Source organism: Xenorhabdus entomophaga (assembly GCF_037996725.1).
GTDB lineage: Bacteria > Pseudomonadota > Gammaproteobacteria > Enterobacterales > Enterobacteriaceae > Xenorhabdus > Xenorhabdus khoisanae.
Window position 1 is genome coordinate 17039 of the sequence record NZ_JBBMXH010000055.1, and the last position, 12461, is coordinate 29499.

Annotated in this window: 11 protein-coding genes and 1 pseudogene; all 12 read left to right on the top strand. The window is 37.4% G+C overall.

Annotated elements, in window-relative coordinates; translation table 11 throughout:
* The first annotated feature begins 4 nt into the window (after positions 1–4).
* Positions 5–2749: a VirB4 family type IV secretion/conjugal transfer ATPase gene (locus tag AAC854_RS12655; RefSeq protein ID WP_340617412.1), complete on the top strand. Its 2745-nt coding sequence runs from the start codon at positions 5–7 to the stop codon at positions 2747–2749.
* Between the two features lie 8 nt (positions 2750–2757).
* Positions 2758–3474, top strand: coding sequence for a type IV secretion system protein (locus tag AAC854_RS12660; RefSeq protein WP_340617413.1), 717 nt, complete (start codon positions 2758–2760; stop codon positions 3472–3474).
* 53 nt (positions 3475–3527) lie between these two features.
* Positions 3528–4568, top strand: coding sequence for a TrbL/VirB6 family protein (locus AAC854_RS12665; protein WP_340617414.1), 1041 nt, complete (start codon positions 3528–3530; stop codon positions 4566–4568).
* Entirely contained in the window at positions 4565–4699 is a 135-nt protein-coding gene (locus AAC854_RS12670) for a putative periplasmic lipoprotein (protein ID WP_340617415.1), read from the top strand. Before AAC854_RS12665 ends, AAC854_RS12670 begins: the two co-directional genes overlap by 4 nt.
* A complete protein-coding gene (locus tag AAC854_RS12675) occupies positions 4692–5378 on the top strand; it encodes a VirB8 family type IV secretion system protein (protein WP_340617416.1) in 687 nt (228 codons plus the stop codon). The genes AAC854_RS12670 and AAC854_RS12675 overlap by 8 nt, the downstream gene beginning before the upstream one ends.
* Complete coding sequence (locus AAC854_RS12680) at positions 5378–6277, top strand: TrbG/VirB9 family P-type conjugative transfer protein (protein WP_340617417.1); 900 nt, start codon at positions 5378–5380, stop codon at positions 6275–6277. Before AAC854_RS12675 ends, AAC854_RS12680 begins: the two co-directional genes overlap by 1 nt.
* Complete coding sequence (virB10, locus tag AAC854_RS12685) at positions 6274–7422, top strand: VirB10/TraB/TrbI family type IV secretion system protein (RefSeq protein ID WP_340617418.1); 1149 nt, start codon at positions 6274–6276, stop codon at positions 7420–7422. The genes AAC854_RS12680 and virB10 overlap by 4 nt, the downstream gene beginning before the upstream one ends.
* Before the next feature lie 2 nt (positions 7423–7424).
* Complete coding sequence (gene virB11, locus AAC854_RS12690; protein WP_340617419.1) at positions 7425–8450, top strand: P-type DNA transfer ATPase VirB11; 1026 nt, start codon at positions 7425–7427, stop codon at positions 8448–8450.
* Complete coding sequence (locus AAC854_RS12695; RefSeq protein ID WP_340617420.1) at positions 8437–10299, top strand: type IV secretory system conjugative DNA transfer family protein; 1863 nt, start codon at positions 8437–8439, stop codon at positions 10297–10299. The genes virB11 and AAC854_RS12695 overlap by 14 nt, the downstream gene beginning before the upstream one ends.
* Positions 10300–10308: 9 nt before the next feature.
* The gene (locus AAC854_RS12700) at positions 10309–10719 is read left to right on the top strand and encodes a hypothetical protein (protein WP_340617421.1); all 411 of its coding nucleotides are present in this window, start codon (positions 10309–10311) and stop codon (positions 10717–10719) included.
* The gene (locus AAC854_RS12705; RefSeq protein WP_340617422.1) at positions 10709–11254 is read left to right on the top strand and encodes a TrbM/KikA/MpfK family conjugal transfer protein; all 546 of its coding nucleotides are present in this window, start codon (positions 10709–10711) and stop codon (positions 11252–11254) included. Before AAC854_RS12700 ends, AAC854_RS12705 begins: the two co-directional genes overlap by 11 nt.
* A gap of 43 nt (positions 11255–11297) precedes the next feature.
* Positions 11298–12461: pseudogene (locus AAC854_RS12710) on the top strand (hypothetical protein); the annotation flags it as partial.

Genomic DNA, 12461 nt, shown 5'->3' on the forward strand with positions numbered 1-12461 from the left:
ATAGATGTCATTACTATATAAAGCTATGACTCGTCCTGCTATGTATATGGGTGTTCCTATTGTCCCTTTAACAATGGCTATAGGAACACTTTTTCTGAGTGGGATTTATTTTAGTAAATTAATTTGGATTGCCATTATTCCATGTGTTTTTATTCTCAGGCTAATTACAAAAACCGATGATCACATTTTTAATTTATTTGGTCTTAAATTAAAAACATTGGGTAATGCTAAATGTAATAAATTTTTTGGGGCGAGTGCTTATTTATCCTCGCAATATGAGCCGATTGTTATTGATGAGTTTGTTAATGCTATGAAACTAAATGAAAGAATACCGCTTAGTAAATATATTCCTTTCTCGAGTCATGTTGATAAAAATATCATTAAAACTAAAAATAATGATTATGTCGTGACGTTTCAGGTTATGGGAACTGATTTTGAATCGGTTTCAGCCAATACATTAGCAATTATTGATAACCAGTTTGCAACGTTGTTACGTTCTTACTCAGGCTTGCCAGTATCATTTTATCATAGCTCAATCCGTGAAAGTTTTTATGATAGTTTTGATACATTATCTGGAAATGAATATGCTGATAAGATATCAGAGCTTTATTATTCAAAATTAAGAGAAAATAAATTTAAAAGTAACACTCTATATTTTACAGTTGTATTCCGTCCTGATAGTAAAATCGACAAAATGGAGCGAAAAAAAGCATCGCTTCATGAAAAAAAAGAAATGATAGATTTTAATATCAGTAAAATGAAAGATATCATTTCAACTATTGAGGGCGGGTTAGATAAATTCACATGCCGGTTACTTGGTATGTATGAAAAAGACGAAGTTGTTTATTCTTCTCAGTTAGAATTTTATCAATATCTTTTAACCGGAAATCGTCAAAAAGTCAGAGTGACTAAAACCCCATTTTATGAGGTGCTTGGCGGCAATGACCTGTTTTGTAATTATGATACAGGACAAATAAAATCAATGAATGGTGATCGTTTCTTTCGTTCAATTGAAATTAAAGATTATTCACCGGAAGTGATTGGAGGTTTTCTCGATTCGTTACAGTATTCATCATCTGATTATGTAATGACTCAATCATTTACATCAATGAGCAAAACAGAAGCTATCTCAACAGTTAAGCGTGTAGAAAAACAACTTAAAAGTACAGAAGATGATGCTGTAACTCAGCTTAAAGAACTTGAAATTGCGAAAAATGATATTGTTGCCGGTAATATTTCATTTGGTTATTATCATTTTACATTGATTATTTTTTCTGATAGCGAAAAAGAATTAAATCAATCAATCAGTAAAATTTCATCTGATTTAACTGATTTAGGCTTGATAATTTCACTATCAACGCTGTCATTGCCAGCGGCTTATTTTTCACAGTTACCGGCTGTTTTTCATTTGCGACCTCGTTTATCGCCGATATCGAATATTAACTATGTAGAATTGGCATCGTTCCATAATTTCTATCAGGGTAAGAGAAATAAAAATTGTTGGGGCGAAGCTATTGCAATTTTAAAAACACCCAGTAATCAGGCGTACTATTTAAATTTGCATAACTCATCTTTATTTAAAGATGAAACAGGAGAAAAAAATTTGGCCAATACAAAGGTAATTGGTACGGCTGGCTCAGGTAAAACTATGATGCTGAGTTTTTTAGCTGTGATGCTACAAAAATATAATAATGAAAAAACATTTTCAGCGTCAGCAAAGGTCAAAAAAACAACATGCGTTTACCTGGATAAAGACCGTGGCGCAGAATTATGTTTAAGAATGCTCGGCGGCGAGTATTACACGGTTAAAAGTGGTGAGCCGACTGGCTGGAATCCTTTTGGACTGGAAAATACAAAAAGAAATATAGTTTTTATCAAACAGCTTATGCACATTCTTTGTACCCGTAATGGCGAAAAACTCTCAACGCGGGAAATAGAGGTTATCAGTGATGCTGTAGAAGCTGTTATGGCTATGCCGCTGGATATGAGGTCATACGGTGTATCTAGGATGTTAGAGCATCTTATGCAAAGCAATAACAGGGATGAATTAGAAAACGGGTTAATTATACGCTTGCGTCAATGGGCTAATGGTGGTGCGCAGGGATGGGTTTTTGACAATGAAAGCGATACCCTCGATGTTAAAGATAAAAACAATTTTGGAATCGACGGAACGGAGTTTTTGGATGATCCACTAGTTTGTCCGCCAATTACATTTTATCTTTTATACCGGATTACTCAGCTTTTAGACGGAAGAAGATTAATTCTGTTTTTAGATGAGTTCTGGAAATGGTTACAAGATGAAGCGTTTAGTGATTTTGTGTATAACAAATTAAAAACTATCCGTAAATTAAACGGTCTTGTTATACCGGCTACTCAATCGCCTGATGAAATTCTGAAAAATAAAATCTCAAGAGCAGTTGTTGAAGTCTGTAGTACAAGTATTTATCTAGCCAATCCTGATGCTGATTATGATGATTATGTTAATGGATTTAAGGTAACACCAGAAGAATTTCAGATTATAAAAAATATTGATCCGTTATCACGGCAGTTTTTGATTAAAAAAAGCAGCCTGAAAAAAAATGATAACCGGTCATTCTCTGCATTAGCTACGTTAGACTTATCCGGCGTTGGTCGTTATATGAAAATATTATCAGCCAGTGCGGATAACTTAGATGTGTTTGAATCTATTTTTACTGATGGTATGAAACCTGATGAATGGGTTCCTCAATTTCTCGAAAAGGCTATTTAGGTGAAAATATGAAAACGTTCAAAAAAGTAATGTTATCAGTGACCATGTTATTTGTTTCTTTTGCATCATTTGGCGTCGGTGTTCCTGTTTTTGATGGTGCTCAAAATACTCAGATGTTAGCTGAGTGGGTTGAGAAAGTTAAACAGTGGGGTGAAACAGCGCAACACTATAAAAACCAGATTCAGGCGTATCAAGATCAGTTAGCAGCAGCGACAGGTATTCGTGAAATTGGTGCATTTACCAATGAGATTAAAAATCTGCAATCTGAATTAACAAATATTTATAAACAAGGCGATTCTTTTGTGGGGAATTTTTCAAAAAACCCTACAGGAATGTTAAGTCAGGAAGCGGAATCGCTTTTTAATAAATACGGAGCATTTAATATGTGTAGCTCAGGCGTTCAATCAAAAGATAATCTGTGTAAAGCCAAAGTGATCACAAATGCGGCTAATATTGAACAGGGTACTGAAATTAATAAACAACTTGCTCAGTCAATGAAACAAATTCAGTCTTTAAGTTCTCGCATTGAAAATGCGAAAGATATTAAAGAATCTCAAGATTTGGCAAACGGATTACAGGCTCAGTTACTAAAAGTTCAGGCTATAAAAATGCAATATGACGTGTGGGATAATAAAAATAAAGCTGATGCGGAAATGTTTAATGCTCAGGAAAAAGCGGCATTAAGAGAACAACAAATGAATGCTCCTGTACCAACATTTAATTAATGTGAGATGAAAAAATGGCTCAAGGATTTTTTGTAAAATTTAATAATACGATAATGGAATCGATTAAAAATATCGGTGACAGTTATCAAACTCAATTTGCAAATGATGTTATGAGCCTTTCCGCTGCCGCGATTACGTTATATGTATTATGGAAAGGCTATCAGACACTTGCGGGCAAAAGTCAGACACCATTAGCCGATCTTGCATGGGATTTAGCTAAGTTCGGCATCATTATCGCTTTTGTGACAAATGCAGGGGGGTATTTAACCAGCACGACTGATGCGCTACAGGGAATGAAAGACGGTTTTTCCGGCGGCGTTTCTGTCTGGAAAACGCTCGATAATCTCTGGTTAAGTACACAAAACTTAGCGGATAAGGTTTATCAAAAAGACACTGATTTTGTACCGATGGCGGGTGCTGTCGGCATGATTTTAGTTTGGGCGGGTTCCATTATTTTAATGGCTATCGGAACAGTGGTTTATCTGGTTGCTGATGTGACGATGAACTTATTAACTATCACCGCCCCTATTTTTATTTTCTGCCTGATGTTTGGTTTTCTTCGTTCGATGTTTAATAACTGGCTGCAAATGATGTTTTCCAGCATTTTAACCGTGTTATTCGCTTCTCTGGTTATTCGTATTGGAATGGATTTTCAGGGCGATATTTTAAAACAGGTAATCAATGCTTCTGCAATCAGTAATATTATTACATCCGGTGCTATGGGCTTCATGGCAGGAATGTTATCAGCATTACTGGTTTTAATTGCAAGATCGTTTGCGACTCAATTAGCCGGTGCTGGCGTGGACGGTGCAGTTCAGGGTATGGCTATGATGGGATTAGGTATTGCCGGTGTCGCTGCGGGGCGTTTAGGCGCGTCTGCTGGTCGGTCTGGTGTGGGTTTAGGCTATGGATTGGCAGGGAAGCAGCGAGATAGTGATAAATCTTTAGCTGGTCAGGCGGGTAATTGGGTTGGTCAATCTGTTCGCACAGGCGCGGATAAAAGTTATGACGTTTTGGCATCATCTGGGGTGCTTGGAGCACAAGCGAAACGACTGGCAACTATTGAACAAGCTAAGGCGAGAAATGCAGCATGAAAAAATTAATTACCGTGTTTATTTTATCAATTCCGTTATTAACCGGATGTGCTCAATCAAAACATTTCCCATCTGATGTGGCGGGAAATCCGGAACCAATCAACAACAGTCAGGTTATTGAACATGAGTAAAAAAATAAAAGAAATGACAGAAACAGCAAAATCATTTGAAAAAATAATTTATGTAGATAATGAGAAGTCAAAAAAAATCGCATGGTTTATTGCAACAATTTCCTCTGTGATTGCTGTTTGTTCAGTTACGGCAGTTGCAATGTTATCCCCGTTGAAAACGGTTGAGTTAAAAGTTGTCAGTGTAGATAACACAACTGGACGCGCGGAATTAATCACCGATATTAAACAAGAAAAGATTCTACAAACGGAAGCGTTAGGGCGTTATTTTGTTGACCGGTATATTAAATTAAGAGAGGGGTATAACTACTCATCATTACAATCTGATTATGAAACTATTCAGATTTATAGCGCAAACTCGGTAAAAGACGCTTACTTGAGGCTTTTTGAAAGCCCACAGGCACCGGACAAAGTTTATATGAATAATAGCGCCGGTGTGATCGTTGATATTATTTCTAATATTATTTCTGATGCTACCGTGCCGGATAAACTGGCGACACTGAGGTTTAAAAAGATCACTCGTAACTTTAAAACAGGGCAGAGCTATACGGAGTATTGGACGGCAAGGGTAACTTATCGCTTTAATTTACAGAAAAGTTATTCAAGTGCAGAGCGTGATTTAAATCCATTAGGATTTACTGTGACTAGTTTTGATGTAGCAAAAGAAATCAGGGGGGAATGATGAAAAAATTATTAATAGCTTGTTTGTTATTCCCTGTATTAAGTTATGCCGCTGCTATTCCTCAATCATCACAGTACGATAAAAGGATGCAGAGTGTTTCTTATAATGCGTCAAATACAACGGTGATTAAATCTAAAGTCGGTTTTTTAACCACAATTGTTTTTGATACCGGTGAAGCCGTAATAAGCGCTAAAGCCGGATTTAATGAGGGATGGAATGCTAACAGTGAGGATAACGTTGTTTATATTTTCCCCCGTCCGGTTGCTCAGGCGATAGATAATGGTGAGGGAGGAACAACAAAACGAGTTTTTCAGCCATTGGTTAAGGAATGGGATAGTAACTTGTTGGTCAGAACAACAAAGCGTATTTATAGTTTTGATTTGGTTTTAATTGGAGAGGGTGATAAAAATCAACCGGCTTATGTTGTTCAGTACAAATATCCTCAGGAGGAAGCGAAAAAACAAAGAGAGGATATGTTAATCGCTCAAAAACAAGTGGAAGAAGAAAATAATAAAAAACGGATTGCTCAAAGTTTTGAAAAGGCAAATGCCCCTAAGAATTGGGATTATTCAATGCGTGTTAATGAAAAATATGATAGCAGAAAAATAACTCCTGATTTTGCTTATGATAATGGTGTTTTTACCTATTTAGGTTTTAACGCAAACAAAACATTTCCGGCGGCGTTTGCTTTCAGAAATAATGAAGAACAATCATTATCTTTTAACGTTGAAGTTAAAGGAAAATATCGCGTAATGGTTCTTCATTCTGTCAATGATAAATTTGTGCTCAGGTATGGGAATAGTGTTGTCGGTATAGAAAATCAATCTTTCGGGAAAATAATTTCCAGTCAGCATAACACACTATCTGAATCAGTTGAACGTGCGGAGATTAAAAAATGACTGAAATAAAAAATACTGACGATTTGATTGAAGAAGCTAACAAGTCTGGTTTAATTAATTCTCAGCCGCATAGCATCGGTGGGAAAAAAAAGAAAAATAATAAATTTAAAACTAATGCGCTTTTTTCTCTGGCTGCTTTGCTTATATTAGGAATTTTAGGTTTAAAAATTTACCAAAATTTCTTTAAAGAAGAACATCAAGAAGAGGTGAAAACTGCTAACGATAATCAATCTCAAAACGTAAAAGCGAGAACTGATTTAGGTCGTAATTTTGACCCTATTGAAAATACTGTAATTACAGTTAGTGATAAAAAAACAGACTCCGGCAATGCTAAGTCTGGAAAGAATGATGGTTCCGCTGGTAATAGTGAAAAACCTAGTAACAGTGGTTTTCAAAAATATTTATCAATACCAATAACGGGTTCTGGAAACACAGGTAACACAAATTCATCTGCCAAAAATGAAAGCAGACAGGATAACAGTGTTCCCAGTGAAAGCAATAAATCTGAAAAGGATAATAAAGTTAGTAAAGATTCAGGCATGAAAGTTACATCAATAACACTTGATCCTAATTTATACATCGAAGCCAATCAGGTTATTCCGTGTGCGTTAACTACCCGATTTGTTTCAGATGTAGCAGGGCAGATTAATTGTGTAATTACAGCAGATGTCTGGAGTGCTAACCACAATGTTAAATTGATGGAAAAAGGCACTAAAGCCTTTGGTCATTATCAAGCGGGTATGTTACGGCATGGTCAGGGGCGTATTTTTATCATTTGGGATCAGTTGAGAACGCCGGACTTTAAAAAAATAGTATTGAGTAACACAGCAGCAAGCGGCGCATTAGGTGAGGGCGGTATCGGTGGTTGGATTGACAGCCATTTTTGGGATCGCTTTGGGGGGGCAATGATGTTGAGTATGGTTCAGGACGTTGCCGCTGCTGCTGCTGATCAGGCTGGTAAAAAAGACCGGAATACTGACTATACAGAAAATTCCCGTCAATCACTGGCGGACATGGCAAAAGTCGCGTTAGAAAATTCAATAAACATACCGCCGACAATGTACAGAAATCAGGGTGATGTTATCGGGATTTTGGTTGGTGATGATATTGATTTTTCTGATGTATATGAATTAAAGGCAAAATAATTATGGCGGCTCCTATTTCAATTATTACTAACAAATCTCTCGATCATTATAAACGTGCTGTCTTTCAAAAATATCTTGATACAGAGGGTTTAACTGAAATAGCTGTAAACCGTCCACACGAAGTATGGACGGAAATTAACGGGGAATGGGTGTCTCATAAAGATGATGCTGTGACCCTTGATTTTTGCCAGCGGTTTTCCCGTACTCTTGCGTCCTTTAAAAAGGATGAAATTAGCGAAGTAAAACCCATGCTTTCGGCAACACTGGAATCTGGTGAACGTGTACAAGTTGTTTTTCCGCCTGCCTGTGAGCCGAAAACAGTTTCTATCACTATAAGGAAACCATCAATAAGGCAGATTCCACATTCTGAATATGTACAAAACGGTTTCTATCGCTATGTATCGACAGGTGAAAAAAAGAAAAATGTAAATGATGAATTAAAAAAACTATATCAAGGTAAAAAAATATCTGAATTTTTGGAGTTGGCTGTTAAGGCAGGTAAAACAGTAGTTATAGCAGGAGGAACCGGATCAGGTAAAACAACTTATATGAAAAGCCTGATAGATTTTATTCCTCTTGATATACGGTTAATGACTATTGAAGACACCGAAGAAATAAAATTTTATATTCATAAAAATTATGTGCATTTGTTTTATCCGTCTGAGGCTGGTACTAGTGTAAATGCAATCATTACCGCTGGTACATTGGTTAAATCTTGTTACAGGATGAAACCTGATCGTATTTTGCTTGCAGAAGTCAGGGGCGGTGAAGCATGGGATTTTATTAAAATCGTAGGTTCCGGTCATAACGGCAGTATGACATCAATTCATGCAGGTAGTGTCCGTGAAGCCATCGAGGGTTTGGTAGAGCGCTGTTATCAAAATACAGAGTGTCATAATTTACCGTATGACGTTCTCAAGAAAAAAGTGCTCGAAAGCATTGATATTATTTTGCAGGTAAACCGTGAGGGGCGTGTTCGCTATCTCAATGAGATTTACTATAAGGATGTTGATAATGAAAATGTTTAATCGCCCACAATCCGTATTCATGGGGATAATCACTTTATGCACTGCTTATTTAATTGGCTCCGCTATTTTTATTGGTCTTTATTTTAATCAGATAAAAGGAATAAAACCCTTAAAGGCAATATTTAAAATATTTGATGGATATAATATATCTGCTTTCAATTCCAGTTTGTTTAATAGTGATGTTATGGTTGAGATAAAAACTATAGCTTACCTATCAATTGTTGTCGGTTTTTTTATCTCTTTAATTTTGCCGATTCTGGCATTGGTAAAATTGAACGAAGATAAGAAAAATATCTTTGGTGATGCAAAATTTGCAAACATGCAAGATATAAGGAAATCAAAAAGTTTTACAATAGGAGGTGAGGAAAAGAAAGGTATCATTGTAGGGCTTAAAGAAAAAAAATTAATTCGATATGTTGGTGCTGCATTTAGTGCAATGGGAGCCGGGACGCGGGCTGGTAAAGGAGCGGGTATAGTTATACCTAATTTATTAAAATATTGGTGGAGTGTGATAATTCTCGATCCTAAGCGCGAATGTTTTAATATTACCAGCTTAGTCAGAAAGGTACTTTTACAACAAAAAGTTTTTAAATTTGACCCGTTCAGCCCACGGACACACAGATTTAACCCTTTGTATTATGTCAACATGGGTACAAGTGAGGGGTTTAATCAGCTAGAAAATATTGCATTGATTATCTATCCGTATAAAACAGATGGTGCTGATGCAGGAAGTTATCTTAATAAAACTGCGGGAGGTCTGTTAAAAGCAATGGCTATCACCCATTATTTTTTAATTGAAAAAGATATTCAACGAATAAAAAGTTTGGATATTGAACCTATTTTTTCAATGTCAAAAATCAATCAGCTTTATGATCGGACGCAGCCGGAGGATTTGCTTAATTTTCTAAATGATATCCGTAGTGATTATAATGGTAATTTTAAGAAGCTGATTGATATCGGGATTTCAGGATTACATGCTTTTGTTAAGATGGAAGATAAAACAAAAGCTCAGGTTGAAAGTAATTTTTTAAATGGATTATCACCTTTTGCCAACCCGAACGTTGCAGCTGCCACGGATGGAAATGATTTTGATTTAAGACTAGTCAGAAAAGAGAGAATGACAATTTATTTCTGTGTATCTGGTGATAACGCAAGATTAGCAGAAAAAATTACCAATATATTTTTCCAATTGGCGATACAAGTTAATATTGAAAAAATGCCAACTGATGATCCTGAAATCAAACATGATTGTCTTTTCTTACTTGATGAGTTTCCGTCAATTGGTGCAGTGGAATACATTAAAAGTAAATCTGGTCTGATTGCTGGGTATAAATTAAAACTGCTTATTGTTTATCAAGTTGGCTCACAATTAGAAGAAATTTACAGCTATGCCGGTAGTAAAACGCTTTTAGCCAGCGCGCCTTGTAAAATCGTGTATTCAGCATCTGATGTTAAAGATGCAAAAGAGCTTTCTGACGCAATGGGTACTAAGACTGTTACGTTAGATTCAAAAAGTAAGAGTACAAGCCGTGTCGGGCTTTCTCGCTCAGAATCTGAAAGTTTAATTGAGCGCCCGCTAATTACATCAAATGAGTTGCTTACGTTGGCATTTGAGGAAGAGATACTTTCAATGAAAGGCGAAAACCCTATCAGATGTCATAAAGCGTTTTATTATCAGGATGAATATTTCTATGGTGATTTTATGAAAGTATCGCCAATGGTTGCATCTTATTTCGTTAAGAGAAAAGGAAAATATGTAATGCCGTCACAAGATGTTTTTGAACATGAGATTGTCGCTAATGGTTTTTTGGCAATTGATGATGTTCCCGATTTAGAAAACTGTATATAAGGATAAAAAATGAATAAATTTTTAGTTGTAATGTTTTCAATGGCTATTGTTGGTTGCTCAGGTACACCACCAAAACCTACGCCGATTGATTTTGATTCTGGAAAAATCAATTTAATTAACGGTCAGTTCCCTATGGTGAAAGGAATTAAAACAATAATTCCATCTAAAAGTAATGAAGTATGGAAATATTCTATTAACAGCCGTTTGAATGCTAATACCGATACTATCGAATTTTATTATGCGTTGGGTAACGCAAATAAAATTTACATTCACACTAAACATAAAGAAAAGTTTGAGAATTCAAAACAAGCATTAATTAATTTAGGCGCTGCCGCAAATGTAATTTGGGTAAGTCAGCCTAATTTTCCTGAAAATTATACTCACATTGATTTTGTAAGGGATGTAATGAATGAAAAATAAACCTATCTGCTTTCTGCTGGCTTTATTACCGATAATGAGTCAAGCGGATGAAAATGTTTTAACAGGTGATGTTGGTCTTGCTTGCGAAGCAACACTTTGTCTTTCATCGGGAACAAGACCTAGTGAATGTGCACCATCACTGGCTCGTTACTTCGGTATAAATAAAAAATTCTGGTCAGATACGGTTAGCGCAAGAAAAGACTTCTTACAGCTTTGCCCCGCATCAAGTGATGCGGGTATGCCTGAGTTAGTTAATGCTATTGCTAACGGTGCAGGGCGTTGTGATGCCGCATATTTAAATAAATTTCTCTATGAAGAAAAAAAGGTTAGAAAATGTTCAGGTGGAAAAGATCCAAATTGTTGGAATGAAACCTATTACCGTATTAAAAACGAACTGCCAAATTATTGTCGCGCGTATATCAACCATGAATGGACTGATTTAAATAGAACGCTTCGTTATGAGGGTAATCCTGAATGGATTAAAAAAGAGTCTATCACTGGATGGAATAACGCCAGCGGAAAGTGGACAGATTAGTTGTTAGCAGTTACATGCAAATTAATGATGAGAAAAATTTAATATGAAAACTACACCGTTTAATTTAGCAATTTTATCTGTTTTGGTCACTACTGTATTATCAACTCAAGCGTTAGCGTCTGCTCATTTAAAAACATCTACGGGTTACAGTTCAAGCGCGAGAGGTGAATTTGCCACGGCATATGGTGGTGATTCTCGTGCTGACGGTTGGGAATCTGTTGCTATAGGTGAAAAAGCAAAATCATTTGGGAAGGCGACCGTTACGTTGGGTAATCACGCAGAGGCGAATCATAACAATTCGATTGCTATTGGTTTTGAATCACAAACCGATAGAGAAAATTCTGTTTCATTTGGTAAAGCCGGTTCTGAAAAAATTCTGACAAATGTTGCGAACGGAACAGGAAATACTGATGCGACCAATTTTAAACAACTGGTAGATAGTGAAGCGCGATCAAAATCTCATGCAACTAATTTGTTTAATGGTGAAAAATCAGCTAGAGAAAATGCAGACTCTCAATTAAATAGTCGCATTGATGCAGAACGGGGCGAACGCACACAGGCCATTACTGCCAGCAACACCCGCACTGACCAACTGATCGCAGGCGAACGGACGACGCGGGACGCGGCGAACAAAAAATTGCAGGGCAACATTGATGCAACCAATAGAAACTTGGCATCTGGCCTCAGCGTTGAGCGCAATGAACGCACACAGGCCATTACTGCCAGCAACACCCGCACTGACCAACTGATCGCAGGAGAACAGGCGGCACGGGACGCGGCGAACAAAAAATTGCAGGGCAACATTGATGCAACCAATAGAAACTTGGCATCTGGCCTCAGCGTTGAGCGCAATGAACGCACACAGGCCATCACCGACAGCAACACCCGCACTGACCAACTGATCGCAGGAGAACAGGCGGCACGGGACACGGAAGACAGAAAGCTGCATGGGCGCATCGACACGGAGCAGGCAACCCGCACACAGGCCATCACCGACAGCAACAAACGTACTGACGGGCTGATAGCCAGCGAACAGGCGGCACGGGACGCGGAAGACAGAAAGCTGCATGGGCGCATCGACACGGAGCAGGCAACCCGCACACAGGCCATCACCGACAGCAACACCCGCACTGACCAACTGATCGCAGGAGAACAGGCGGCACGGGACACGGAAGACAGAAAGCTGCATGGGCGCATCGACACGGAG

Bases quoted from the DNA above. Each gene is read 5' to 3' on its own strand.
- AAC854_RS12705 (WP_340617422.1), top strand. From the start codon at position 10,709: ATGAAAAATAAACCTATCTGCTTTCTGCTGGCTTTATTACCGATAATG.
- AAC854_RS12695 (WP_340617420.1), top strand. From the start codon at position 8,437: ATGAAAATGTTTAATCGCCCACAATCCGTATTCATGGGGATAATCACT.
- AAC854_RS12670 (WP_340617415.1), top strand. From the start codon at position 4,565: ATGAAAAAATTAATTACCGTGTTTATTTTATCAATTCCGTTATTAACC.
- AAC854_RS12665 (WP_340617414.1), top strand. From the start codon at position 3,528: ATGGAATCGATTAAAAATATCGGTGACAGTTATCAAACTCAATTTGCA.
- virB10 (WP_340617418.1), top strand. From the start codon at position 6,274: ATGACTGAAATAAAAAATACTGACGATTTGATTGAAGAAGCTAACAAG.
- virB11 (WP_340617419.1), top strand. From the start codon at position 7,425: ATGGCGGCTCCTATTTCAATTATTACTAACAAATCTCTCGATCATTAT.
- AAC854_RS12675 (WP_340617416.1), top strand. From the start codon at position 4,692: ATGAGTAAAAAAATAAAAGAAATGACAGAAACAGCAAAATCATTTGAA.
- AAC854_RS12655 (WP_340617412.1), top strand. From the start codon at position 5: ATGTCATTACTATATAAAGCTATGACTCGTCCTGCTATGTATATGGGT.
- AAC854_RS12700 (WP_340617421.1), top strand. From the start codon at position 10,309: ATGAATAAATTTTTAGTTGTAATGTTTTCAATGGCTATTGTTGGTTGC.
- AAC854_RS12680 (WP_340617417.1), top strand. From the start codon at position 5,378: ATGAAAAAATTATTAATAGCTTGTTTGTTATTCCCTGTATTAAGTTAT.
- AAC854_RS12660 (WP_340617413.1), top strand. From the start codon at position 2,758: ATGAAAACGTTCAAAAAAGTAATGTTATCAGTGACCATGTTATTTGTT.